The organism is Saccharothrix tamanrassetensis, assembly GCF_014203665.1.
Taxonomy (GTDB): Bacteria; Actinomycetota; Actinomycetes; order Mycobacteriales; family Pseudonocardiaceae; genus Actinosynnema; species Actinosynnema tamanrassetense.
Window position 1 is genome coordinate 14,169 of the sequence record NZ_JACHJN010000010.1, and the last position, 25,204, is coordinate 39,372.

The following is a 25,204-nucleotide window of genomic DNA, read 5'->3' on the forward strand; positions in this document are numbered from 1 at the left end:
CACCATGCCGGGGCTTCGACCGGGAGGTCGCAGGCGTCACTACGACCCGTGCGGACGTAACCCGTTCGGGGCGTAACCCGTTGCTACCGGTGGGCGACTTACCGGTACCTGGGAGGATCCGCCGGACCACGTCCGGGGAGGAGCGTGTGATGGCCGAGGTGCCGCAGGAGCAGATCCGGTTCGCCGTCGTGCTCAACGGCGGTGTCAGCCTCGCCGTGTGGATGGGCGGGGTGGTGCTCGAGCTGGACCGGCTGACCAGGGGCGACGGTGCGTACGCCGACATCCTCGGCGCGGTCGGCAGCACGGCCCGCGCCGATGTCATCACGGGTACCTCGGCGGGTGGCATCAACGGGGCGGCGCTGGCGCTGTCGCAGGTCAACGCGAACGCCAAGTTGGAGCGGTTGCGGGATCTGTGGGCCGAGCAGGGGCGGATGGAGCAGTTGCTGCGGACGCCGTTCCGGGGGTCGCCGGTGTCCCTGCTCAAGGGCGACGAGTTCTTCCTGCCCCGGCTCCGGGAGGCGCTGGACCGGCTGACCACCGACTTCTCCCCCACCGCCCCGCACGAACGGCCCGTCGACCTGCGGATCACCACCACCCTGCTCGCGGGCGTCCCGACGGTCACCCACGACGACCTCGGCCAGGCCCTGGTCCAGTCCTCCCACCAGGGCAGCTTCTCGTTCCGCCGTGATCCGACCGGCCGGGACGACTTCACCGCCGAGCGGTTGCCGACCCTGGTCGACCGGATGGCGTTGGCGGCGCGGTCGTCCGCCTCGTTCCCGTTCGCGTTCGAGCCGTCCTACGTGCCGGTCACCCCCGAAGCCGCCGACGGCGAGCGGCCGAACATGGCCGAGGTCGCGTCCTGGGCGAACGGCACGGACAACCGGTCCCGGTATGCCGTGGACGGCGGTGTGCTCGTCAACACGCCGACCAAGGAGGCGCTGGAGGCCATCGACCGGATGCCCGCCGAGGGGCCGGTGCGGCGGGTGATGCTGCTGGTGTTCCCGCACGCCCCCGAGTCCAGGACCGAGCCGACCGCGCCGGCCGACGGCGCGCTGCCCAGCACCATCGGCACCGGCGCGAAGCTGCTCGGCGCGCTGACCAGCCAGAGCGGTCGCACGTACGTGGAGCGGATCGAGGAGCACAACCGGTTGGCGGCCTCGCGGCGCGGTGGGCGCAGTGCGCTGCTCGACCGACTCGCCGCGGGCGGTTCGGTGACCGAGAAGCTGTACGCGCTGGCCGCGACCCTGCACGACCACTACGAGGACGTGCGCATCCGGCACGCGGCGCGTGACGTCACCACGCGCCAGTTCGAAGTGCCGGGGGCGAACGCGGCCGGGTGGACCTTCGAACGGGTCCGGGCGGCGGCCGAGGCGGCTCAGCGGTCGCACCTGGCCAAGTGGGGCGTCCTGCCCTACGTGCCGACCCGGTGCCAGCCGGCCGCGCTGCCCGAGGCGGGCTGGCCGTGGGGCATCGCGATGGCCGACCGCCTCGCGTCCGCCGCGATGGACCTGCTCAAGCGGCTGGTCTGGGTGGTGCCGGAGAACCTCGCCGACGGCGGCCGGCTGGCCCACGCCCGGACCAACCTCTACCAGCTGCGGGCCGAGCTGCGGGCGTTGCGGATCGAGCTGGACAGCCAGTGGACGACCAACCGGCAGCAGGCCCTCAACCAGGAGTACTGGGAGCAGCGGGTGGAGGCGTTCGCGGCCGGGATGCTGTCGCCCGACGGCGTCGGGCAGCGGGTGCGCACCCAGGTGGAGCGGATCAGCGGCATCCTCGGCGACGCCCGGGACGTGCTGGAGCAACTCGACGACGACCGGGTGAAGATGGCCGGGCTGCGATCGTGGCGCAAGCTGCTGGCCGAGCCGCGCACCGAGGGCGAGACCGCGGCCGAGCTGCTGGGCAACGACCTGTGGCTGTCGCGGGTGCTCGCGCTGGAGGTCGCGGCGACGTGCCTGGCCGACGACTCGCGCGGCGGCACCGACCAGGCGGTGGACCTGGTGCAGATCAGCCTGCAGACGCGCAACGCGTTCGCCGACTACAGCGTGACGCCCGACGACAAGGCCGGTGGGGCGTCGCTGAGCCGGTTCTCCGGGTTCCTGAAGCGGTCGTGGCGGGTGAACGACTGGATCTGGGGGCGGCTGGACGGCGCGACCATGCTGTGCAAGGTCGTGTTCGACCCGAAGCGGTTGCTGCGCATCGACCGGCTCACCCCGAACGGCGGCTCCTCCCCGGAGGAACGGGCCCAAAACCGGGTGAACGACCTGGTGAACAAGCTGTTCGGCGACGGGGTGCCGGCGAAGCTCGCGCCGTACGTGCAGCGGGCGGTGGACGAACTCGCGGCGGTCTACGCCGACCCGGACGGCGACCACCCGCCGACCTGCCAGGCGTTGGCGGAGCTGGCCGCGTGGGGCCTGCACGTGCGGATCATCTGCGAGGAGCTGCCCGCGCTGCGCGCGGCGATCCTGGCCGACCGCAACGAGGGCGCCGACCGGCGGTCGCGCGGCGAGCTGTTCCTGGAGGAGCAGGCGGCGCTGCTGGCGAAGCTGCCGGTGCGCACCGACGCCGAGCGGATCGAGATCGGGGTGGAGGCGCTCAGCGCGTTCGACCGGGCCGGCATCGGGCGCGAGCCGCTGTCCCAGGAGGCGTCCAGCGACCAGGTGATCCGGACCGCGGCGACGGCCGCGGCGGTGGCGATCACCGTGGCGGACAGCGAGAAGTCCGGGCTGGGCCCGGCGAAGCCGTTGACGCGGGCGTTGCGCGGGGCGGCGCTGCTGCCGTACTGGACGATCACCGGGTTGACCCGCGGCGGGCAGCTCGCGCAGTTCCTGGGGCTGCTGGGGTTCGCGCTCGGCGGGGCGCTGCTGGTGCTGGCGCTGTTCGACCTGTTGCCGCCGTGGGCGGTGGGGCCGGCGGCGGCGTTCGGCAGTGGCACGCTGCTGGCCGCTTTCGGTTACGCCGCACTGCGCTCGGGCACCCTGCTGCACGGGTTGGTGCTGCTGGCACCGGTGATCCCGTTGGTGGCGGTCGCGGTCGACCGCGCGCGGATCGCGATGGCGGCGGGTGACACCGAGGAGTCGGCGGTGACCGGGATGGTCGCCTTGGGCGGTGTGGTGCTCGTGGTGGTGGGGCTGCTGGTGCTCGGCAGCCTGCCCGCACCGGTCGGGACTCCGTTGGCGGTGCTGAAGAAGATCCGGCTGCGGCCCCGGTTGTTGTCGCGGCTGCTGGTCGTCGCGCTGATCGTGGGCGGGATCTGGGCCGTGGTGCGGTACCGGCTCTACGACGTGGACGCGACCTCGGTGGTGGTCGGCACGGGTGTGGCGATCCTGTTCGGCGTCGTGGTGTCGCTGCGGTTGGGGCGGTCGTTGCAGCGCTGGCGCCAGGTCGACGGCGTGTGGGGCACCGAGCACGCCGAACCCCCGGCCGCCGCGACCGCCGGGTGGGCCGCCGTGTACGGATCGGTGCTGCTGGTGGTCGCGGCGGCGGTGCAGGTGTTCACGCTGCGGTTCGTGGGCTGGGAGGCGGTGCTGGCGACCGCGCTGTCGTTCGGGCTGGTGCTGCTGCTGGTGACCACGTGGTGGGTGCCGTTGAAGGCCCGGCGGCGCATCGCGCGCAACCTGGTGGAGCAGGCGTCGTTCGTGGACTTCGGCGGTGACGTGGCCGGTGGTCTGCTCAAGCGGTTGGAAGCCCACGCCATGCTGTTCCGGTTCCTGACCACTTTGGACGGTGCCGGCAAGCCCGTGCTGGGCCCCGGTGGGCTGCGGGTCGCGCGACGGATCGCGCGGGTGCAGGCCACCGGGGTGGACGACGACTAGCGGGACGACGACCGGCGGGCGGTGCCGGGGGGACGACGGGCGGCCGGCAGCGACCGGAAGGCGTCGACCCGCGACAGGCGGCCGTCCGGGCTCAGGCCGCCAGTGCGGCGGGCCGGGTGACGACGGGCAGGCCCATCGCCCGCGCGTACAGCGACTCGAAGGTCTCCAGGGTGGACTCGATGGCGTGCGACGCGATCAGCTCACTGCTGGCCGCCCCCATCCGCGCGGTGACCGACGGGTCGGAGATGACCGAGTGCAGGCGGTCCGCCAGGCCGGACACGTCGCCGGGGGTGAACAGCCAGCCGTTGCGGCCGGGCCTGCACAGGTGCGGCAGGGCCATGGCGTCGGCGACCACGACGGGCTTGCCGGCGGCCATCGCCTCCATGGTGGCCAGGCTCTGCAACTCGGCGATGCCGGGCATGCAGAACAGGTCCGCGCCGGTGTAGGCGTCCAGCAGCTCCTCCTCGCCCACGAAACCCCGGAAGCGGACGCGGTCGCCGATGCCGAGGTCGCGGGCCAGCAGCTCCCACTCGGCGCGGCACGAGCCGTCGCCCACGATGTCGGCGTGCAGCCGGGGCACCAGGGCCACCGCGCGGAGCAGTTCGTCGACCCGCTTCTCCTCGTCCAGCCGGCCCACGAACAGCACGGTCGGCGCGTCATTGGTGCGGACCTGCCTGCGCAGGCGGTAGCGGTCGATGTCGATGCCGCACGAGACCGGGATCGCGCGGGCCGGGAACCCGTTGTCGTGCAGCAGCCGCACGGCGCGCGGGGTCGGGGCGGTGACCACGTCGGCCAGGCCGAACACCCGCGTCAGGTCGCGCCACGCCCAGCGGGACGCAACGCCCTGCAACCACGCCGGGACGTGCGCGTGGCCGAACAGGTTCTCCGGCATGAAGTGGTTGGTGGCCACCGTCGGGATGCCCATCTCCGCCGCCTGCCGCAGCACGTACCGGCCGACCACGAAGTGCGCCTGGACGTGCACCAGGTCCGGCTTCAGGTCGGTGAGCAGCGCCCGCACGTCCTTGCCCACCTGCCACGGCAGGCCCACCCGGAACGTGCGGTGGAACGGCGTCCGGTGCGACCGCAGCCGGTGGACGGTGATGCCGTCGACGTGCTCGGTGCGGGCCTTGCCGTCCGGGTCGACGGCGATCACGTGCACGTCGTGGTCACGGCCGGCGAGGCCGGCGGCCAGCCGGTGGGCGAACCGGGCCGCGCCGTTGACGTCCGGGGGGAACGTCTCCGCGGCGATCACGATCCGCATGGCGCGTCCGTCGTTCACTGTGTTCTCCGATCTGGTGGGTGCAGGAAGGTCTTGCTTGCGGGCCAGCACCGCCACGCCGCCGATCGCGACGGCGGCGCAGGCCAGTTCGGCCAGGGCGACGGGCCCGGTGGTCCGGGTGGCCTCGCCGAGCAGCCCCGCGCCGATGCCGACGGCGACGAGCGGGTCGACCACGGTGAGGCAGGCCACCGCCAGGTGCGGCGGCCCACTGGCATAGGCGTGCTGGATGAACCAGCCGCCGACGAGCAGGGCGACGGCGATGCCCGCCGCCGAGAGCCCGGTGGTCAGGTCGACCGCGCCCTGCTGGACGTCCTGGGACACCGAGCGCATGAGCACCGAGACGTAGCCGTAGGCGACACCGCCCGCCGCGCCGAAGCCCAGCGCCCGCAGGGCCGGCTTGGTCGCGAGGGTGCCGAGCAGGCCGGGAGCGGCGATCAGGCCGAGCACGAGCAGGCCGGCGTTCAGCTCGGCGTCCGGCCCGACCGGGGTGGCCGTGGCGCTGCCCGCCGCGAGGAACACGAACGCGCCGACCGCGAACGTGGTCAGCGCCACGGCCGGCAGCTCGCGGCGGCGGCCGTCGAGCACGGCGGTGATGCCGATCGCGAGGACGCCGACGGGCTGCACGACGCTCAGCGGCGCCATGCCCAGCGCCACCGCGTGCACCCCGGCACCGACGACGAGCAGCACCAGACCGGCCAGCCAGCGGGGGCGGCGCAGCAGGTCGAGCACGTGCAAGGTGCCCTCGGTGGCGCTGACGGCGTCGTGCTGGAGGCGTGCCGCGAACGCGAAGAACGCGGCGCCCACCACGGCGAGCAGGATCGCGAGCCAGGTCACGACCGGGCCTCCCGTCGGGCGACGGCGGCGGCCAGCGCGAACAGCAGGCCGTAGAGCAGGGCGAACAGCACGCGTTCGAAAAGACCGAGCAGCACGGCCCCCTGGTAGGTGAGCGTCACGTGGCTCACCATGAATGCCACCGAGGTGATCCCCGCGGCGACCGAAAAACGACGCACCGAAGTACTGGAAATGAACCGACGGGAAATCAGCCAACCCGCGAGCGGCAGGCTCGCGAACATCACGGCCCCCGCGTAGCGGTGCACCGCGCCGGAGAACGAGGTGGGCGTCCCGGTCGGGTCGGTGGGGAACACGGCGGCCACGGTGAGGCCGGCGGCCCACAGGCCCATCAGCACGGTGGCCGGTCCCCGCCTGGGCAGACCGCGTCGGACCAGGACCGCGAGGAGCGCGACGGAGGCCGCGGCGAGCGACAGCGCGGTGACCGCCAGCAGCCCGCTGCCGTTGGCGACGAAGATGTAATCGCTGATGGTGTGGCTGATCGGGCTAAGCTCGCCGACCGACGCCACGTGCAGGTAAACAATCGGGAACAGCGACAGGACAAGGCCCGCAACAGCCAGCGGCAGCACCGCCGCCGGTCTTTTCCCCCGTATCTCCGTCACGGGGAAATCCTGTCCGCCGAACGGGGTCGGAAACTATCCGGATTGCCCCCTAGGCAACCCTGAGGTGTCCCCGACCGGAGGGGTGGGGCTGACCCCACCACCGGGCCCGGGGGAGGCACACCTTAGGCTCTGCCGTCGTGAGCTCGCGTCCCCGACAACCCGCCGTGGAAGTGTCGGGGCTGGTCAAGAAATACGGCTCCGTGGTCGCGGTGGACGGGCTCGACCTGGTCGTCGAGCGAGGCTCCGTGCTGGCCCTGCTCGGACCCAACGGGGCCGGCAAGACGACCACCGTCGAGGTGTGCGAGGGGTTCCGGCGCGCCGACGGCGGTTCGGTGCGGGTGCTGGGATCGGACCCGCGTTCGCCGGACCTGCGCGCCCGGGTCGGCGTGATGCCGCAGGGCGGCGGCGGGTATCCCGGCGTGCGGGCCGACGAGATGCTGCGGCTGGTGGCCGCCTGCGCGGCGCGGCCGTTGGACCCGGCTTGGCTGTTGGACGTGCTGGGGCTCTCCGGGGTGGGCCGCACCCCCTACAAGCGGTTGTCCGGCGGGCAGCAGCAACGGCTGTCGCTGGCCTGCGCGCTGGTCGGGCGACCAGAGCTGGTGTTCCTCGACGAGCCGACGGCCGGCATGGACCCGCAGGCGCGGCGCCTGGTGTGGGAGCTGGTCGGCGCGCTGCGGTCGGACGGGGTGAGCGTGCTGCTCACCACGCACCTGATGGACGAGGCCGAGGCGCTGGCCGACGCCGTGGTGATCATGGACGGCGGCCGGGTCGTCGCCGCCGGCACGCCCGCGGAGCTGACCTCGCCACACGCCGACGACCAGCAGCTGCGGTTCCGCGCCCGACCCGGGTTGGACCTGTCGTTGCTGACCGGAGCCCTGCCGGAGGGGCTGCGCGTGCGCGAGGCGTCCCGCGGCACGTACCTGGTGCAGGGACGGATCGACCCCCAGGTGGTGTCCACGGTGACGTCGTGGTGCGCCCAGCAGGGGGTGCTGGCGGAGGAGCTGACGGTGGCACGGCGCAGTCTCGAGGACGTGTTCCTCGATCTGACGGGACGGGAGTTGCGGTCGTGAGCGGCTTCGCACCCGGCACGTTCACACCGGCACCCGGACGGGGCCGGCTGGGACGGATGCTGTGGGCGCAGACCCGCACCGAAGCCGTGCTGACCCTGCGCAACGGCGAGCAGGTCCTGCTGACCGTGCTGATCCCGGTCGCGCTGCTGGTGGCGTTGAGCCTGATGTCGGTGGTGCCGATGCCGGAGCCCCGCGTCGGGTCGGCGGTGGCGCGGATCCTCGCGCTGGCGGTGATCTCGTCCGCGTTCACCGGGCAGGCCATCGCGTTGGGGTTCGACCGGCGGTACGGGGTGTTGAAGCGGCTGGCCGCCACCGCGTTGCCGCGCTGGCTGCTGGTGGCGGGACGCGTCGCCGCCGGGTTCGCCGTGGTCGCGGTGCAGGTGGTGATCCTGTGCGTGACCGCGCTGCTGCTGGGCTGGCAGCCGCCCACGGCAGCGGGTGCCCTGTGGGCCGTCGTGCTGCTGGTGCTGGGCACGTTGTCGTTCGGCGCGTTGGGCGTGCTCCTCGGCGGGGCGCTGCGGGCCGAGATCGTGTTGGCGCTGGCCAACATCGCGTGGTTCCTGCTGCTGCTGGTCGGCGGGGTGGCGCTCGGCGTGGACGGCCTGCCCTCCTGGCTGGTGACGGTGGTCGAACTGCTGCCCTCGGCCGCGCTGGCGGAGGGGTTGCAGAGCGCCCTCGTCGACGGCAGCGCGCCGGGGGTCCGGCCGGTGCTGGTGTTGATCGCGTGGGGTGTGGCGGCGGGCACGCTCGCCTCGCGGACCACCAAGCTCGGCTAGACCCGCCCGAGTCCTCTCAGGAAGCGGTACTTACCATCGGTAGCCGTGCCCAACTGGTTCACCGGTCCGCTCGTCAGGCTCCAGCGCGCGTTCGCCATCGCGGTGGTGATCGCCGAGGCGGGGATCGCGGTCACCGGGTCCGTGGTGCGGGTCACCGGGTCCGGCCTGGGATGCCCCACCTGGCCCGAGTGCGTCGCCGGGAGCCTGGTCCCGGTCGAACACCCCGAGGTCGCACCGCTGCACCAGTGGGTCGAGTTCGGCAACCGGACGCTGACCGGCGTGGTCGGCATCATCGCCGCGCTCTGCGTGCTGTCGGCGTGGTACGACCGGCCCCGACGGGCCCGCGTGCTCAAGCTGGCGTTGATCCAGTTCGGCGGCGTGGTGCTGCAGGCCGTCATCGGCGGGTCGCTGGTGCTGACCGGACTGCTGTGGTGGACGGTCAGCATCCACATGCTGGTGTCCATGGTGCTGGTGTGGGCGGCCGTGCTGCTCGTCGCCTCGTTGCGGGAGGGCGACCTGCCGGCGGTGCCGGTGGTCTCCCGGAACGCCATGCGGCTGCAGGTCGTGCAGGCCGCGGTGCTGGGGCTGCTGATGCTGGCCGGGACGTTCGTCACGGCCGCCGGACCGCACGCGGGCGACTCGGCGACCCCTCGGCTGGGACTGCCGGTGCCGGTGCTGGCCCAGGTCCACGCCGACCTGCTGTTCCTGTTCCTCGGCATGGTGGTGGCGCTGGGGTTCGTGCTCGGTCGCCACGCGCGGCGGGCCTACCTGGTCCTCGTGGCGGCGGTGCTCGCGCAGGGGGCGGTCGGCATGGTGCAGTACTGGACCGGCGTGCCCGAGGTGCTGGTGTCGGTCCACGTGCTGGGGGCCGGGGTCGTCGTCATCGCGACCGCCAACCTGTGGACCGCCACCCGCGTCCGGCCTCACCTGGACGAGGTGGGCCTGCGGTCCCAGACGGCCGGCAGCTCGGTCGCCAGCCACGTGTAGAGGTCGTCCACGGTCCGCAGGCGCAGCGCGCGCTCCGGGTCACCGCTCAGCAGGCGCATCCCCGACTCGGTCAGCTCGCGGACGCTGATCAGGGCGTCCAGCTTGCGCTGCACGAGGTCGGCCCACTTCTTCTCGTTGATCCGGTACTGCGCCGCCTGCCGGCCGCGCCGCGTGCGCTTGGTCACCAGGCCCTCGTTGACCAGGAACTTCAGGTTCGTGGAGATCGAGCCGCTGGACGCCTCCAACTCCTGGGACAGCTCCGCGGCCGTCCGCTCGGACGGCAGGCACACCAGCAGGTAGCCGAGGATGCGACCGCCGATCAGCGGGATGCCCTCCTCGGCGAAGTGCGCGGCGAACCGCTCGATCCACGCTGACAGCCGGGTCTCGCGTCCGACGCCCACCCGTCCCACCCCCTGCTTCGGTCGACACTGAAGCCATAGTAGGCAGTCAGAGGCGCCGGAGGCCGGCCAACACGCGCTCCATGAGGCCGAGATCGGGTTGTTCGCCGTCGGCGGACGCGGACTCGTGCACGTCGATCAGGCCGCGTTCGGCCATGTCGCCCAGCAGGACCTTGGCCACGCCCAGCGGCAGCCGGAGCAGGGCGGCGACCTCCGCGACCGAGCGCGGGTGGTCCACCAGGCCGATGACCTCGTGGTACTCCGACTCCAGGGCGCCCGGCTGGTCCCGGCCGACCGCCGAGACGAGCGTCTCGACCTCCAGCTGGAGCGACGACGTGGTCCGGCCGCCCGTCCACGAGTAGGCCCGCACGATCGACGCAGCCTCCTCGCGCGGGAAGCCGAAGTCCGCCTCCTCGTCCTGGAATGCCTGGTGCGGACGGGTCGGCTGGTCCTCCGGGTCCGGCTCCGGGCGGCGTTCCGCCCTGCGCCGGCCGGACCCGGAGCCCAGGCTGAAACCGTTGAGCAGATCGGCGAACGTCTGCTCGACGGGCTCGTCGTCCTGGCTCATGACCACCTCACGCCGACGGGCGGGCCATCATCCGTTTCGCCCCGTGCAGCTGCGCGCGCAGCTCGGGGGTGAGCAGCTGTCCCACCTGTTCCACCACCACGGTCATCTCGTAGGCCACCTGGCCGACGTCGGCGTCCGGCGCGGCCAGCACCGCCAGGCAGGAACCGTCCCTGATCGACATCAGCAGCATGATGCCGTACTGCATCTCGATCACCGAGCGCAGCACGCCGCCGCCGTCGAAGCAGCGCGCGGCCGACTCGGTGAGGCTGGCGACCCCCGCCGCGATCGCGGACAGCTGCTCCGCCCGGTCCTCGGGCAGACCGTTGGACGCGGTGAGCAGCAAGCCGTCCACGGAGATCACCACGGCATGGGCGACACCGGGCACCCGTTCGGCGAAGTTGCTCACCAGCCAGCCGAACCGGTCCACCTGCCGTGACCTCTGCCCGCTCATGTTGTGCTCTCCCGCCCCGTTCGGTTCTCACCGGAGTCCTTCACACCTTGCCGGACGCCGGTCTGGTAGCTCGCCAGGAATCCGCGTGTCGCGTTCGGATCCCGCCGGACGGGTGCCACCGCGTCGGGTGCGCCCGGCCGTTCGGCGACCAGGTTCGAGCGCGGCCGCCGCTTGGGCAGTTCCGCGTTGTCCTCCTGCACCGGAGCCTCCCCCTGAAGCCCTTGCCCGGGCACCGGCACGTGCCCGGGGTCCCCCTGTTCAACGGCTCGGTGGCGTGAGGGTTCCGAGGACACGGGTGAACCTGGTGCCGGGGGAACCCGCGGGCCGGTGAACCACGTCGATCCGGGTCGGGGTGTCGCCGGGGTCGGCGATCCGTGCGCGGGAGCCGGCGCACCGTTCGCGGAGGTCGGTGCGCCGGTTCCGGAGGTCGTCCCGTCGGGGACGGTTCCGCGGGCGGCGACCCCGTTGGCCGAGGTCGCCCCGTTGGCGGTGGGGCGGGGTGCGCCGGTCGCGGAGGCCGGTGCGGGTGGTGCGACGAACCCGCCGAACGCCGAGGGGGCGGTCGGGGCGGGTTCGACCGTGCGACCGCGGAAGGACGCCCAGTCGTCCTCGCGGGGTGTGGCGGCGGTCGGGGCGGGCACGGGACGGGCGTGCTTGGCGCCGGCCGAGGTCTTCGCAGCAGTGGCCGCGGCGGCAACGGCGGATTTCGCCGTGACGGGGGCGGGACGGACGGCAGTCGGAGCGGCGGCAGTCGCACCGGTCGGGGTGGGCCGGCCGGCCGGGGCGTTGACCGCGCGCACCAGTTCGGCGGGTAGCGCCACGACGGCGCGGATGCCCTCGCCCTGTTCGCGCAGGGCGACCTGGATGCCGTGCCGGCCGGCGAGCCTGCCGACCACGTACAGGCCGAGCTGGCGGGACACCGGCAGCTCGGCCGAGTCGTCGGCGGCGGCCAGGGCGATCTTGTGGTTGGCCTCCGCCAGGTCTTCCTCGGACATGCCGACGCCGACGTCGAGCACGTCGACCAGCACACCGCCGCCGGGACGGGCCCGGCCGCCGACCACGACCCGGGCCGACGGCGGCGAGAACGTGGTGGCGTTGTCCATCAGTTCGGCCACCAGCCGGACCAGGTCGCCCGCCGCGTAGCCGACCACCTCGACCGCCGGGGTGGCCTGGACGACGACCCGCTGGTACTGCTCGATCTCGGACCCGGCGGCGCGCAGCACGTCGGCCAGCGCCACCGGCCGGGTGAAGCGGCGGGCCATGTCGCTGCCGGAGAGCACCATCAGGTTCTCGTTGTTGCGGCGCATCCGGGTGGCCAGGTTGTCCAGCTTGAACAGGCTCGCCAGCTGCTCGGGGTTCTCCTCCTGCCGTTCCAGCTCCTCCATCAGCCGAAGCTGCCGCTCCACCAGGCCCTGGCTGCGGCGGGACAGGTTGATGAACGCGTTGCGCATACCGGTGCGCAGCTCCGCCTGCTCGGTGGCCGAGCTGACCGCCTGCCGGTGCACCGCGTCGAACGCGCGGGCCAGCTGGCCGAGTTCGTCCGTGGTGTGCACGGGCACCGGTTCGACGGTGACGTCCGGTGCGGCGTTCTCGCGCAGCTGGGCGACCAGGGTGGGCAGCCGGTGCTGGGCCACGTCGAGGGCGGCGATCCGCAGGGCGCGCAGCGAGCGCAGCAGGTTCCGGCCGACGAAGAAGCCGACCGCCGCCGCCAGGAACAGCGAGGCGAGCAGCACCACCGACGCCAGGCCCGCCCGGTCGCTGGTCTCCTCCTGGAGCCGGGTGGAGGTCTGCTTCAGCTGGTTCTCCAGGCCCCGCAGCACGGTTTCGAGCTGTTTGGCGGTACCCACCGAGCCGCTGTGCCAGGTGTCGGCGTCCACCTGGCCGCGCTGCACGGTGTCCGGGTCGATCCGGATCTGCAGCAGCAGGCTGTTGCGGGCTTCCACGGCCTCGCCCGCGACGGTGGCGCTGTAGTCGGCCTGCTGCTGCGGGGTGGCCACCGCGGAGAAGTCGGCCAACTTGTCCTGCTGGCGCGTCCAGGACTGCTCCAGCATGGTCTTCTCGTCGAGCGGCAGCGATCCCCGGCTGATCGCGGCGAGCACGGTGGCGTGCTGCCAGGACACCTGCTCCCCCGCCATGGCGATGTTGTGCAGGGCGGTGGCGGTGCCGGACAGCGCCGGGTCGCCGAAGTCGCCGACCATCGCCTGGTCGAAGTCCAGCAGGGCGCGCAGCACCACGGTGTAGCCGCCGATCGAGCTGGTCAGGTCGACGCTGCCGGCCAGCACCCGGTCGCGCAGCTGCGGCAGGCCGTCGAGCTGCACGTCGACGTCCTGGAACCGGGTGAGCGCGACCGCGCCGAGGGACGTGGTGCGCTCCATCAGGTTCCGCACGCCGGCGGCGGCGGTGTCGGTGGTCCGCACCAGCTCCGCGAACCGGCGCGGGTTCACGCCGGCGTCCTCCGCGCGCCGGGCGGCGGCTGCCCGTTCCGCCTGCACCGCGGCGATCAGCGGATCGAGCCCGGTGCGCAGGGTGACCATGCGCTGCATGGCGGTGTAGCCGTCCGACGCCCGGACGTAACCGCGGATCTGCACCACGCCCGCGCCGACCGCGACGATCACCGGCACGGCGAGCACGGCGGCGAGCTTGACCGGAAGGCGCCAGTTGCGCCAGTCCGCGACAGCACCCCACCACGGCCAGCGCGCGCTGTTGTCGCCAGTCACCAGACAAGTCCCGGAAGTGTCGAGTAGTTGATCCACCAAGCACATCGACACCTGCGCGAATGCACGGCGGGCGGCGGATGCTGTGGCGCGATACTAGGTCCAGTTCCGGGCCACGACAACGACCTCGGCGCATGTGCTCATCCGTTCGGCTCAGGCACGCACGGTGATGATCGCTCCGCGACCGCCGTCCGGCACGGACATGAGCTGCCGGAACGGATCGGCGGCGGTCGGCGGGAGCGAGAAGTCCACCGTTGACTGGGGGCCCGGCGCGGTTAGGCTGATCGCTCGCCCGGCCGCGTTCCCCCTGCGGTGGAGAAGGCGCATCCCCCGTGGAGGATTGATGGCGAAGGCGATCCTGCCCCCGACGGATCCCGGACGTGCCCGCGGCTTCGCGACCTTCGAGGAGCCGGGACCGCCCCTGCTGGTCGACGAGGCGGGCCGGCCGGACTACGCGGCGATCCGGGACAGCGCCGACTTCCGCGAGCTGCGCCGCCGCACCGCGGTGTTCGTGCTGCCCGCGACCCTCGGGTTCCTGGCCTGGTACCTCGGCTACGTGGCGCTCTCGGCGTACCTGCCGGAGTTCATGGGCGCGAAGGTGTACGGCATGATCAACGTCGGCATGGTGTTCGGGCTGCTGCAGTTCGTCACCACCATCGGGCTGACCCTGCTGTACTCCCGCTACGCCCGCCGCCGGCTGGACCCGCAGGTCGCCGCCGTCCGGGCGCTCACCGCGGAGGAACGCGCGTGACCGGCGGCAACACCGCGATCAACCTGGGCGTGTTCGCCGTCTTCGTGCTGATCACCCTCTTCGTGGTCTACAAGGTGGGCTCGCGCAACGCCAGCGCGTCCGACTACTACGCGGCGGGCAGCAGCTTCACCGGCGCGCAGAACGGGATCGCGCTGTCCGGCGACTTCCTGTCCGCCGCGTCGTTCCTGGGCATCTCGGGCAGCATCGCGGTCAACGGCTACGACGGCTTCCTGTACTCCATCGGCTGGGTGGTGTCCTGGCTGATGGGCCTGATGATCATCGCGGAGCGGCTGCGCAACACCGGCCGGTTCACCCTCGGCGACGTGCTGGCGTTCCGGATGCGGCAGCGCCCGGTGCGGGCGGCGGCGGCGAACGTCACGCTGGTGATCTCGCTGTTCTACATGATCGCGCAGATGGCGGGCGCGGGCGCGCTGATGGCGCTGTTGCTGGACGTGCACACCAAGGGCGGCCAGGCGGTCGTGATCGCCGTGGTCGGCATCGTCATGGTGATGTACGTGCTGGTCGGCGGCATGAAGGGCACCACGTGGGTGCAGATCATCAAGGCCGTGCTGCTGATCCTGTGCGTGACCCTGATGACGGTGTTCCTGCTGGGCAAGTTCGGCTTCAGCCTGTCCGCGATCCTGGAGACGGCGACCCGCAACACGCCGCTCGGTCCGGAGCTGCTGGAGCCGGGCGTGCGGTACGGCGAGTCCGCGCTGTCGCGCTTGGACTTCATCTCGCTGGCGCTGGCCCTGGTGCTGGGCACCGCGTCGCTGCCGCACGTGCTGATGCGGTTCTACACCGTGCCGAACGCGCGCGAGGCGCGGCGCTCGGTGGTGTGGGCGACCTGGATGATGGCGACGTTCTACCTGTGCACGCTGGTGATCGGCTTCGGTGCGCTGGCCCTGGTCGGGTCGGAGACGATCCAGGACGCGCCGGGCGGCGAGAACTCGGCCGCGCCCCTGCTGGCGTTCCGGGTCGGCGGCGCGGTGCTGCTGGGGATCGTGTGCGCGGTGGCGTTCGCGACGATCCTGGCGGTGGTGGCCGGGTTGACGTTGACGGCTTCGGCGTCGTTCGCGCACGACGTGTACGCGAACGTGATCAAGCGCGGGGCCGCCGATCCGCGGTCGGAGGTCCGGGTCGCGCGGCTGACCGCCGTGGCGGTGGGGTTGCTGGCCATCGCGGGCGGTATCGCGGCGAACGGGCAGAACGTGGCGTTCCTGGTGGCGCTCGCGTTCGCGCTGGCGGCGTCGGCGAACCTGTCCACGATCATCTACTCGATGTTCTGGAAGCGCTTCAACACCAACGGGACGCTGTGGGCGATCTACGGCGGGTTGGGGTCGTGCGTCGTGCTGATCGCCTTCTCGCCCGCGGTGTCCGGGGCCAGGACGTCGATCCTGCCCGATGTGGACTTCGCCTGGTTCCCGCTGGGCAACCCGGGACTGGTGTCGATCCCGTTCTCGTTCCTGTGCGGGTGGCTGGGCACGCTGCTGAGCAAGGAGACGGCGGATCCGGCGAAGCAGGCCGAGATGGAGGTCCGTTCGTTGACCGGGATCGGCTCCGGGCTCCGGTAGGGCGGGGCGACCGGCCGGGGAACCGGACCTGCCCGGACTCGGATTCCCCGGCGGCCGCCCGTTCGGTGGGCGGTCCCTAGGCCACCCGGGCGCTCAGCGCCGCCCGGACCGCCGACGCGAACCGCAGCGGGGCCGACGCGTCGGTTTGCCGGAAACCCAGGGACGGCTCGACCAGCTCCAGCTCCAGCAGCAGCGGAGCGCCGTCGACCCCGGACACCAGGTCGACCCGCGCGTAGAGGAAGTCGTTGCGCCGCAACCCGAGCAGACCGGCGGCGGCGTCGAGCGCGTCCTCCGCGACCCGCCGCTGGGCCCCGGACGGCGACGCCCCGGCCAACCGTTCCACGATGAACAGCCCGGACTCGTCGTACTCGGCCTCCGGCGTCAGCATCGCCCCCTTCGTGAAGGCGTGCGAGTACTGGCCGCCGAGGAACACCAGCGCCGTCTCCCCCAGGGCGTCCACGGTGGCCTGGTACGGCTGCACCAGCGCGGGCACGCCGAGGGCGTCGAGATGTGCCGAAGCGGCCCCGAAGTCCCCGGCCGCGACCCGCAACGCCCCTCGCGACCCGGCGCCGACCGCGGGCTTGACCACGAACTCGCCGTCGGGCCAGTCGGCGAAGCCGGGCGTGACAACGGAAGTGGGCACCACCGGAACCCCGGCACCGGCCAGGTCCACCAGGTACGACTTGTCGGTGTTCCACGGCACGACGACCGCCGGGTTGGCCAGCACCGGCACCGACGCGGCCCAGTCGCGGAACTCCGCCAACCGCTCCGGGTAGTCCCAGGTGGACCGCAGGATCACCAGGTCGGCGGACTCCCCCGACCCCCACACCGACCACGACGCCGCCACCCCGACCTCGGCCAGGGCGTCGATCAGGACGTCGTCGTCCCCGTCACCGGAGGGGAGGGAGGCACAGGTGGCGAGAAGAACCTTCACCACCGCAGCCTAGACAACCCGCCCGGCCCACCCCGCCCCGTGCCGGTCGCCTCCGGCGACGCGGGCGGGAAAGCGCCCGGAGGTCGGCCACTGCCCTCGACCGGGTCCGCGACGAGTCGGGTGGCCGCTGGTCAGCGACCTGCCATCTTGCGGCGGTGAGCGGGGCCGATCTTCACCGCGGCGGTGGTCTCGCGGTCCCACTCGTGCGGTTCCAGGTCCGGTACCGCGGCTACCACGGCCTCCGCCGTCGCCACGTCGGGCAGGAACACGTCGCCCATCGCGCCGTCGTCGCCGACCAGCACCACGCGTGCGCCGGCCCTGCCGATGTTCTCCACCACGGCCCGGGCGGGCTTGCCGTGGGTCGCCACGAACGCCGTCGCCGTTTTCACCGCTGCGCCGATCTTCTTCTCCTCAGCCACTCCGCCAGACTAGAACCTGCGGGTAACTTCCGTGCACGTGACCGAAACCACGACACTGACCCGACTGGTCGACGAATTCCTCTCCTGGCAGTTCGACCGCACGCCCGGCACAGCCGCGATGCTCGGTTCGCTCAAGCACGACCACACCCTCGGCGACTTCAGCGCGCAGGCGTTCGCCGACTACGACCGGGAGGCCGCCGGCTGGCTCGAGCGGTTCACCGCCGTCCGGACCGACGACCTGGAGGAGTCCGTCGACCGGGACCTGGTGATCTCCGTCCTGCGCGGCCACCGGGCGAAGTCCGGCTGGCCCGCGTGGCGGCGCGACCCGTCCGTCTACACCTCGGCCGTCCTCTTCCCGCTGTTCACCGCGTTCCTCAACCGGCTGCGACCCGAGCCCGAGCTGGTGGACGGCGTGATCGCCCGGCTCGCCGAGGTGCCCGCGCTGCTGGCCTCGTGCGAGGCGAACCTCGACGCCGGGCTCGCCTCGCCGAAGATCGTGGAACGGGCCGCCGCCCAGGCGAAGACCGGCCGCGCGTTCCTGACCAGGACGCTGCCCGCCGAGGTCGGCGACCCCGGTCTGCGGGCCAAGGTGGCGGACGCCGCCGAGCCGGCCGCCGCCGCGTTCGACCGGCTCGCGGACTTCCTGGAGCGGTTCGCCCGGACGGCCACCGGTGACTGGCGGATGGGCGAGGAGCTCTACTCGACGCTCCTGCGGGAGCAGGAGATGCTCGGCTACGGGGCGGCCGAGCTGCACGAACGGGGCAAGGCCGCGTACGCCGAGCTGGACGCGGAGATGCGGGCGCTGGCCGGTTCGGACGACTGGCACGCGGTGATGCTCGGGCTCCAGGAGGACCACCCGCCGACGCCGGAGGCCATGCGGGCGGAGTACGAGGTGGAGACGCGGCGCGCCCGCGCGTTCCTGGTCGAGCACGGGCTGGTGACGCTGGCCGAGGGCGAGGAGTGCCGGGTGGTGCCCTCCCCGACGTTCCAGCGGCCGGTGCTGGCCGTCGCGTCGTACATGTCGCCGCCGCCGCTGACCTCCGACCGGGTCGGGCACTTCTTCGTGCCGTCGCCGCCGGACCACTTCACGCCCGAAGAGGTGAGGCAGCGGCTGCGCACGAACTCGCGCGCCCAGCTCGCGTCGATCGCCGTGCACGAGGCCTACCCCGGCCACCACTGGCACCTGTCGTGGCTGGCCGCGCAGAACCGGCCGGTGCGCAAGGTGTTCCGCACGCCCTACTTCTCCGAGGGGTGGGCGTTGTACGCGGAGAAGTTGCTGCGCGAGCACGGCTACTTCAGCGCGGAGGCCGTCGGTGACGCGGAGAAGGCGCGCGCGCAGGAGCTCGCGCACGTCGAGGCACGGCTGTTCCGCGCCGCCCGGATGATCGTGGACACCGCGCTGCACTGCGGCGACATGAGCACCGACGAGGCCGAGCGGTTCATGACCACCAAGGCCTCGCTGACGCCGGGCACGGCCCAGGGCGAGGTGACCCGGTACTGCGCGTGGCCCACCCAGGCCCCCTCGTACCTGACCGGCGCGCTGGAGATCGAGCGGATCCGGGACGAGTTCACCGGCACGCAGCGGGAGTTCCACGACAAGGTCGCCGGGTCCGGTGCGCTGCCGCTGGGATTGGCGCGCCGGATCGCGCTCGGCCGTTGATCCCGCGCTCCCGGTCCGTGGGACGCGGAACAGGGCGCGGTGCGCGAGAGTTGGCCTGAAGCGGAACCGACGGAACGTACGGAGGACTGGGACATGCCCAAGGCTGTGGTGGTGCGCGCGACCGGCGGGCCCGAGGTGCTGGAGTTCGGCGACGTCGAGCCCCGGACGCCGGGCGCGGGTGAGCTGCTGGTGGACGTGGCGGCGGCGGGCGTGAACTACATCGACACCTACCACCGCGAGGGCCGCTACCCGCTGCCGCTGCCGTTCGGCATCGGTCTGGAGGGCTCGGGACGGGTGGCCGCGCTGGGTCCGGACGTCTCGGGGTTCGCGGTCGGCGACCGGGTGGCGTGGTCGGCGTCGCTGGGCAGCTACGCCGAGCAGGCGCTGGTGAAGGCTTCGGACGCGGTGCCGGTGCCGGACGGCGTGGACGACGACACGGCGGGGGCGCTGCTGTTGCAGGGCCTGACCGCGCACTACCTGGTGGCGTCCACCTACCCGGTGCGGCAGGACGACGCGGTGCTGGTGCACGCGGCGGCCGGCGGGGTGGGGCTGCTGCTGGTGCAGCTGGCCAAGGCACGCGGTGCGCGGGTGATCGGCACGGTGTCCACCGAGGCGAAGGAGTCGCTGGCGCGGGAGGCCGGCGCGGACGAGGTGATCCGGTACGACCAGGTCGACTTCGCGCCGCGGGTGCGGGAGCTGACCGGCGGCGAGGGTGTCGCGGCGGTGTACGACGGGGTGGGCGCGGCCACGTTCGACGGCAGTCTGGCGAGCCTGCGCCGGCGCGGCTACCTGGTGCTGTTCGGCGCGTCCAGCGGGGCGGTGCCGCCGGTGGACCCGCAGCGGCTCAACCAGGCGGGTTCGGTGTACCTGACCCGGCCGTCGCTGGGCGCGTACACGGCCACCCGCGAGGAGTTGGAGTGGCGTGCGGGCGAGTTGTTCGGGGCGGTCGTGGACGGGTCGCTGAACGTGCGGGTCGGCGGGCGCTACCCGTTGGCGGACGCCCGCAAGGCGCACGAGGACCTGGAGGGGCGGCGGACCACGGGCAAGCTGCTGCTCATCCCGTGACGCTGCCCGTGACCTGCTCGTCGTGCTCGCCGTGACGTGCGCAGGGGCCCCGGTGCGTGCCGGGGCCCCTTGTCGGTCAACGGGGAAGGCTCAGCCCTGCACCTTGACGGCGTCGATCACGAAGACCAGCGTCTCGCCGGGCTGGATGGCGCCCTGGCCGTCCGGGTAGCCCTTGTCGGACGGCACGACGAGCAGCCGCCGCCCGCCTTCCTTCAGGCCGATGAGGCCCTCGTTCCAGCCCTGGATGACCCTGGCCTGCCCGATGTTGGCCACCTCCAGCGGCTTGCCCCGGTCCCAGGACGCCTCCCGGGTCTTGCGGTCGCGGAACGTCGCCAGCACGTAGTGCAGCTCGGCGGTCGAGCCCGCCTTGATGTCCGCGCCGGTGCCCTCGGTGAGGTCCTTGACCAGCAGGCCGTCCTGCGGCGTGCACCCGGTGGGCACGGTGATGGTCGGCTTCGCGCCCGGCTCGCCGGTCACCTGGTACTGGGTCGCCTCGCAGGGCGGGCCGCTCGGCTCGGGCAGCTGCTCGGTGGCCTGCTGCTCGCTGGGCTGCCCGCTCGCCACGGACGCCGTCGGCGACGGGGTGTTGGTCATGGTGGACGGCCGGTCGCTCGCGGTGCACGCGGTCAGCGCCAGTCCGGCGGACAACAGGGACACGAGGGCCAGGGCCGTACGGCCGACAGTACGCATGGTGGCGAAGCTTATGGGGCGTCCCCGGACGCCGTACCGCCAGGCCCACCGGCAGGCGCAACGCCGATCACGGTGCGCTGCTGTCGATCTCGGAATTAATCCGCAAATGTGCCACTAATTACCGCTTCCGCAGTTCGGCACCCGAGCGTACAGTAACTCCGCGCACTTGATCGGATACCGATGGCATTCGGCCTTTCGGGTGCCCGCCGAGGAGGTGACACCACTGTGTCCGCGGAGCCCGGGGGCGAACGCGGCAACCTGTTGCAGGAATTGTTCTGGACCAGGACCGGGTTGCTCCTGCTGATCCTCGTCGTGACGTCCGCAGCCGGTCTGGCCATTTCGGGCACCATGGGCCAGGGCCTGCCGCGCAACTTCGTCACGGCGATCGCCACCGGCACCATGATCTCCGCCGTGGTCGGTTTCGGGCAGACCCTGATCACCAGTTCGGCGGCGCAGCGGGCGCTGATCACGCCGGTGGTGGAGGAGAGCCGCAAGGCGCTGCGCGACCTCACCGCCGAGTACCGGGCGCTGGACCGCGAGTTCTTCCCCAGCCACGTGTTCGAGCCCACCGCCCGACCCGACCCGGCGTTCAACCAGCTGATGATGCAGGACCTGGAGCGCACCCGGCTGTACGGGTTCCGCGGCTTCGCGGGCCGGTACGCGGCCTGCCGGCTGCTGCTGTCGCAGTCGGAGTGCGAGCTCAGGGCCGTGCTGGCGGACCCCCGGGACGAGGACGCGATCAGCGGGCGGGCCCGCTACCTGCTGCGGCACGAGGGCGCGGACGGCGACTACGACACCATCGTGGACCGGTTGCGCGAGCAGATCTCGATCGGCCTGGTCGGGCTGTTCCTGGCGCGCAGCCGGTGCTCGCGGATCGACCTGACGATCGTGTCCGACCCGCCGCTGGACCGGCTGGAGCTGTTCGACGACAGCGCCTGGCTCACGCTGTACAGCAACACCAGCGCGGGCGTCGTGCGGCTGTACCCGCGCACGCTCCGGTTCTCCGAGGGCTCGTTCGTCTACGGGATGGAACGCGCGGAGTTCTTGCGCATCAGCAATTCCAAGGCAGGGCTGCACGCCGTCATCACACCGCGCACCACACGCGGCGACTTCCTGGTGCTGTTCGAGCGGATCACCGGTTCGGCGCTGTCCCAAGAAGGTTTCCGCACGCTCGAGGACAAATTCCACCGGTTCCGCCGGGAATTCTCCGCGTCCGCTCAGTTGGGGAGCTGATAAGCCGTGTCGACCGAGTACGCCGGGCACTCCGCGGTCACGGAGCTGGCCACCGCCATCTCCGTGGCCGACCGCCCTGTCGTCGACCACTGGGGACATGTCGCCGGACGGTTCCACGACTGGGCGGGGCGGCCCGGGCTCCAGGAAGGACTGCGCGCCTACCTGGGCGCCCTCACCCCGCAGGAGGAGATGCGGGTGATCGCCAGATCGCGGGAGACGACCACGCACTTCGCGTGGTGCCTGCGGGACGAGCCGGCCGAGCCGTTCACCTTCTGGCTGCACGAGTACAAACCGCAGCGGGACTGGCGGCGGGGTTACGCCGACTCGATCCACAACCACCGCTACCACTTCTGCACGATCCTGTTGACAGGCTCCTACCTGCACGAACGCTTCACCGTGCGGCTCGCGGAGGACGGCCGGTCCATCCGGGACACCACCCTGCTGCGCAGCACCCAGGCGCACCGGGGCGATTCCGGGACGATGCTGGCGCACGAGTTCCACCGCATTCCGAAGGCGACGGACGACACGCTGACGTTCCTGGTCAAGAGCCGCGCGGTGAACCCGTGGAGCCTGTCGTTCGACCCGGACACCCGGACCAGCCACCGGCACGTGCCGGTGGAGTCCAGGCTGGAGGAGCTGGCGAGGACGCTCCAGCGTTCCGGCACCTGATCTCTCGGGCACGCCCTACCATCGGCCCACCCGGCACGGGAGGGTCCAATGAGCACGGTCTCGGCACCGACGGTCAGCGCGCGGGCGGTCCGCGCGGTGGAGCACGAGGTGGGGCGGCTGTGCCGCACCCTGGCGGCGAAGCTCCAGTTCCACGGCTGGCACCACGTCAGCTTCGTGCGGGACAAGGCGGTCGGCTTCGCCCGGCGCAACGGCGCGGACGTGGCCCTGGTCGAGGTCGCCGCCCTGGTCCACGACGTGAACTACATGGTCCGCCGGAACTCGCTGCCGGTCGACGGGCGGCAGCTGCGGCTGTCCATCCTGGCCGGCGCGGGCGTGCCGGACGACGTGGCGTCCCGGGTCGACGCCGTGGTGGAGGAAGCCGAGATGCGCACCCGGCACCGGCACATCTCGCTGGAGGCGCAGGCGCTGTCCGACGCGGACACCCTGTTCAAGGCCCTGCCGGTGACGCCGGTCGTGCTCGCGCCGAAGTACCTGGAGGAGAACGGGATCACGCTGCGCGAGCTGGCGCACAAGATCGTCGGCGAGCAGCAGGCCAAGCAGGACGACGGCTACTACTTCTACGACTCGGAAGCGGCCGCGACGTACTCGCGGTGGGCCACCGCGAATCTGGAGCTGTGGCAGTGCATCGTAGAATCGTTGAACGATCCGACCGTGGATCGACTACTGGCCGAGGTGTCCTGAGCGAACCTCAAACCTCATCCGGCCGAAGTTGGTCCGAAAGTCACACCAAATTAATCCGAATGCTCGCGTAATAATCACGCACAGTGCACGTCACCCGGTTGAAGTCGCGGTGGGCGCCGCGGCGGGGGCTGGAGGTGCGCGGTGGTGTTCGCAGACGACAGGACGGTTCCGTTAAGGGAGACGGTCGGGCCCGAGGTGGTGGCCGCGGCGGTGGCCGGCAGCCGGGACGCGGTGGAACTCCTGCTCCGGGCCGTCCGCCCGGCGGTGCTGCGGTACTGCCGGGCGCGGCTGGGCGGATCCGTGGTGTCGGCGGACGACGTGGCGCAGGAGGTCTGCCTGGCGGTGCTGAAGGCGCTGCCCCGCTACCAGGACCAGGGCCGGCCGTTCCTGGCCTTCGTGTACGGGATCGCGGCGCACAAGGTCGCCGACGCCCACCGCTACGGCGCCCGGAACCGGGTCGACCCGGTGGCCGACGTGCCGGACGGGCCGGTGACCGAGGCCGGACCGGAGCTGCTGTTGCTGCGCGGGGAGCTCTCCGAGGAGATGTCTCGGCTGTTGGACGTGCTGGCGCCCAAGCAGCGGGAGATCCTGCTGCTGCGCGTGGTGGTGGGGTTGTCGGCGGAGGAGACCGCCGAGGCGGTCGAGTCGACTCCGGGGGCGGTGCGGGTGGCTCAGCACCGGGCGTTGACGCGGCTGCGGAAGGTGCTGGCCGAGCAGTTGGTCTCGCACTGACCGCCGGACGCCGGGGCGAGCCCGGCGCCGTGACCGAAGCCCGCCCGGAGAAGCAGCCCGACAGCAGCAGTGACCCGACGACAGAAGCAACCAGCAGAAGCGGCCCCAGCGGATAGCGACCCGGCACGAGCAGCGACCCGGCAGGAACAGGAGCGCACCGGACACGATCCCGGTCACCGCGGTGCCGGTGGCCGGGAGATCGGGGCCTAGAAGGGCCAGCCGAGGACCGGCAGCCCGACGACCGCGTCGACCGCGAGGCCGCAGAACACCAGCATCAGGTACAGGTTCGACATGTGGAAGAACTTCATCGTGTTCGTCGAACCGCCACGGCGCACGACACCGTGCAGCCGGTGTGCGAACACCGCGAACCACACGCCCGACAAAGCCGCCACGGCCACGTAGATCCACGACGTCACCGGGGCCAGCAGGAGGGTGCACACGACGGTGACCCAGGAGTAGATGACGATCTGCCGCGTCACCTGCTGCGCCGTCGCCACCACCGGCAGCATCGGCACGCCCGCCCGCGCGTAGTCCTCCTTGAACTTCATCGCCAGCGCCCAGGTGTGCGGCGGGGTCCAGAAGAAGATCACGCCGAACATCACCAGGGCCGGCCACGCCACTGTCCCGGTCACCGAGGACCAGCCGATGATGACCGGCATGCAGCCGGCCATGCCGCCCCAGATGATGTTCTGCGACGTGCGGCGCTTGAGGACCAGGGTGTAGACGAAGATGTAGAACAGGATGGTGGCGACCGCGAACACCGCCGAGATCAGGTTCGTCGTCATCCACAGGAACAGGAACGAGACGACACCCAGGACCACGCCGAAGATCAGCGCGTTGCGCGGCGGGATGGCGTTGCGGGCCAACGGCCGCGCACCGGTCCGCTTCATCACCGAGTCGATGTCCGCGTCGACGTAGCAGTTCAGCGCGTTCGCCGAGCCCGCCGCCAGCGTTCCACCCGCCAGGGTGCACGCGATCAGCCACAGCGGCGGGAGGCCGCGGGCGGCCAGCAGCATCGCCGGGATCGTGGTGATCAGCAGCAGTTCGATGACACGGGGCTTGGTCAGTGCGACGTACGCGCCGACGACCTGTCGGGGCGACCGCGCCGGAAGCTCGCTGACGGCACTCATCGCACTCCTCGGTCGGGACGGGGGGATGCGCAGATCGTAACCGCGTGTTGGAAACGCAGCCCGTTCGGGTACGTCTGAACGGGACCGCAGACCTGTTCGCATCCCCTGTGCGCACATCCACGGAGCGTTGGCAGCACGA

At 72.1% G+C, this 25,204-nt stretch carries 22 protein-coding genes; 12 read left to right on the forward strand and 10 right to left on the reverse strand.

Annotated elements, in window-relative coordinates; all coding sequences use genetic code 11:
* Positions 1-149: 149 nt before the first annotated feature.
* Positions 150-3,812 (forward strand): patatin-like protein, encoded by a 3,663-nt coding sequence (locus FHS29_RS27765; RefSeq protein WP_184695571.1) that lies wholly within the window; start codon positions 150-152, stop codon positions 3,810-3,812.
* A 91-nt stretch (positions 3,813-3,903) separates the two neighbouring features.
* On the opposite strand, the gene FHS29_RS27770 is transcribed toward FHS29_RS27765, so the two are convergent.
* Positions 3,904-5,925, reverse strand: coding sequence for a glycosyltransferase (locus FHS29_RS27770; RefSeq protein ID WP_184695573.1), 2,022 nt, complete (start codon positions 5,923-5,925; stop codon positions 3,904-3,906).
* Positions 5,922-6,542, reverse strand: coding sequence for a DUF998 domain-containing protein (locus tag FHS29_RS27775; protein WP_184695575.1), 621 nt, complete (start codon positions 6,540-6,542; stop codon positions 5,922-5,924). The genes FHS29_RS27770 and FHS29_RS27775 overlap by 4 nt, the downstream gene beginning before the upstream one ends.
* Positions 6,543-6,679: 137 nt before the next feature.
* Here FHS29_RS27775 and FHS29_RS27780 point away from each other — a divergent pair, with 137 nt between their 5' ends.
* The 3 genes from FHS29_RS27780 to FHS29_RS27790 are packed head-to-tail and all read left to right on the forward strand — an operon-like array spanning position 6,680 to position 9,375.
* Positions 6,680-7,612 carry an ABC transporter ATP-binding protein gene (locus FHS29_RS27780; protein ID WP_312865132.1) on the forward strand — a complete coding sequence of 311 codons (933 nt, stop codon included), beginning with the start codon at positions 6,680-6,682 and terminating at the stop codon, positions 7,610-7,612.
* A 56-nt stretch (positions 7,613-7,668) separates the two neighbouring features.
* Positions 7,669-8,388: an ABC transporter permease gene (locus tag FHS29_RS27785; RefSeq protein WP_184696136.1), complete on the forward strand. Its 720-nt coding sequence runs from the start codon at positions 7,669-7,671 to the stop codon at positions 8,386-8,388.
* 45 nt (positions 8,389-8,433) lie between these two features.
* Positions 8,434-9,375, forward strand: coding sequence for a COX15/CtaA family protein (locus tag FHS29_RS27790; RefSeq protein WP_184695577.1), 942 nt, complete (start codon positions 8,434-8,436; stop codon positions 9,373-9,375).
* Here the strand turns inward: FHS29_RS27790 and FHS29_RS27795 are convergent.
* Genes FHS29_RS27795 through FHS29_RS27810 form a run of 4 tightly spaced genes read right to left on the reverse strand, consistent with a single transcriptional unit; the run spans position 9,312 to position 13,509 of the window.
* Positions 9,312-9,776, reverse strand: coding sequence for a GbsR/MarR family transcriptional regulator (locus tag FHS29_RS27795; protein WP_184695579.1), 465 nt, complete (start codon positions 9,774-9,776; stop codon positions 9,312-9,314). The genes FHS29_RS27790 and FHS29_RS27795 overlap by 64 nt on opposite strands.
* 46 nt (positions 9,777-9,822) lie before the next feature.
* Complete coding sequence (locus tag FHS29_RS27800; protein ID WP_184695581.1) at positions 9,823-10,341, reverse strand: DUF742 domain-containing protein; 519 nt, start codon at positions 10,339-10,341, stop codon at positions 9,823-9,825.
* 7 nt (positions 10,342-10,348) lie between these two features.
* Entirely contained in the window at positions 10,349-10,792 is a 444-nt protein-coding gene (locus FHS29_RS27805; RefSeq protein ID WP_184695583.1) for a roadblock/LC7 domain-containing protein, read from the reverse strand.
* A complete protein-coding gene (locus FHS29_RS27810; RefSeq protein WP_184695585.1) occupies positions 10,789-13,509 on the reverse strand; it encodes a nitrate- and nitrite sensing domain-containing protein in 2,721 nt (906 codons plus the stop codon). Before FHS29_RS27810 ends, FHS29_RS27805 begins: the two co-directional genes overlap by 4 nt.
* Before the next feature lie 340 nt (positions 13,510-13,849).
* On the opposite strand from FHS29_RS27810, the gene FHS29_RS27815 reads away from it, so the two are divergent.
* Complete coding sequence (locus tag FHS29_RS27815) at positions 13,850-14,257, forward strand: DUF485 domain-containing protein (protein WP_184695587.1); 408 nt, start codon at positions 13,850-13,852, stop codon at positions 14,255-14,257.
* A complete protein-coding gene (locus FHS29_RS27820; protein WP_184695589.1) occupies positions 14,254-15,831 on the forward strand; it encodes a monocarboxylic acid transporter in 1,578 nt (525 codons plus the stop codon). The genes FHS29_RS27815 and FHS29_RS27820 overlap by 4 nt, the downstream gene beginning before the upstream one ends.
* Before the next feature lie 76 nt (positions 15,832-15,907).
* Here FHS29_RS27820 and FHS29_RS27825 read toward each other — a convergent pair whose 3' ends face one another.
* Positions 15,908-16,768 carry a DcsG N-terminal domain-containing protein gene (locus tag FHS29_RS27825; RefSeq protein WP_184695591.1) on the reverse strand — a complete coding sequence of 287 codons (861 nt, stop codon included), beginning with the start codon at positions 16,766-16,768 and terminating at the stop codon, positions 15,908-15,910.
* Between the two features lie 128 nt (positions 16,769-16,896).
* Positions 16,897-17,184, reverse strand: coding sequence for a hypothetical protein (locus FHS29_RS27830; RefSeq protein ID WP_184695593.1), 288 nt, complete (start codon positions 17,182-17,184; stop codon positions 16,897-16,899).
* A 37-nt stretch (positions 17,185-17,221) separates the two neighbouring features.
* Here FHS29_RS27830 and FHS29_RS27835 point away from each other — a divergent pair, with 37 nt between their 5' ends.
* Both FHS29_RS27835 and FHS29_RS27840 read left to right on the forward strand, forming a co-directional pair.
* Complete coding sequence (locus tag FHS29_RS27835) at positions 17,222-18,844, forward strand: DUF885 domain-containing protein (RefSeq protein WP_312865133.1); 1,623 nt, start codon at positions 17,222-17,224, stop codon at positions 18,842-18,844.
* 93 nt (positions 18,845-18,937) lie between these two features.
* Positions 18,938-19,909, forward strand: a complete 972-nt coding sequence (locus FHS29_RS27840; RefSeq protein ID WP_184695597.1) for a quinone oxidoreductase family protein — start codon at positions 18,938-18,940, stop codon at positions 19,907-19,909.
* Positions 19,910-19,999: 90 nt separating this feature from the next.
* Here the strand turns inward: FHS29_RS27840 and FHS29_RS27845 are convergent, their stop codons facing one another.
* The gene (locus tag FHS29_RS27845) at positions 20,000-20,599 is read right to left on the reverse strand and encodes an FKBP-type peptidyl-prolyl cis-trans isomerase (RefSeq protein WP_184695599.1); all 600 of its coding nucleotides are present in this window, start codon (positions 20,597-20,599) and stop codon (positions 20,000-20,002) included.
* Between the two features lie 225 nt (positions 20,600-20,824).
* Here FHS29_RS27845 and FHS29_RS27850 point away from each other — a divergent pair, with 225 nt between their 5' ends.
* The 4 genes from FHS29_RS27850 (at position 20,825) to FHS29_RS27865 (ending at position 23,935) form a co-directional block, all read left to right on the forward strand.
* Positions 20,825-21,832 (forward strand): hypothetical protein, encoded by a 1,008-nt coding sequence (locus tag FHS29_RS27850; protein WP_184695601.1) that lies wholly within the window; start codon positions 20,825-20,827, stop codon positions 21,830-21,832.
* 6 nt (positions 21,833-21,838) lie between these two features.
* A complete protein-coding gene (locus FHS29_RS27855) occupies positions 21,839-22,501 on the forward strand; it encodes a hypothetical protein (RefSeq protein ID WP_184695602.1) in 663 nt (220 codons plus the stop codon).
* Between the two features lie 48 nt (positions 22,502-22,549).
* Positions 22,550-23,203, forward strand: a complete 654-nt coding sequence (locus FHS29_RS27860) for an HD domain-containing protein (protein WP_184695603.1) — start codon at positions 22,550-22,552, stop codon at positions 23,201-23,203.
* A 144-nt stretch (positions 23,204-23,347) separates the two neighbouring features.
* Positions 23,348-23,935 (forward strand): sigma-70 family RNA polymerase sigma factor, encoded by a 588-nt coding sequence (locus FHS29_RS27865; RefSeq protein ID WP_184695604.1) that lies wholly within the window; start codon positions 23,348-23,350, stop codon positions 23,933-23,935.
* 206 nt (positions 23,936-24,141) lie between these two features.
* Here FHS29_RS27865 and FHS29_RS27870 read toward each other — a convergent pair whose 3' ends face one another.
* A complete protein-coding gene (locus FHS29_RS27870; protein WP_184695605.1) occupies positions 24,142-25,065 on the reverse strand; it encodes a heme o synthase in 924 nt (307 codons plus the stop codon).
* Positions 25,066-25,204: the final 139 nt, after the last annotated feature.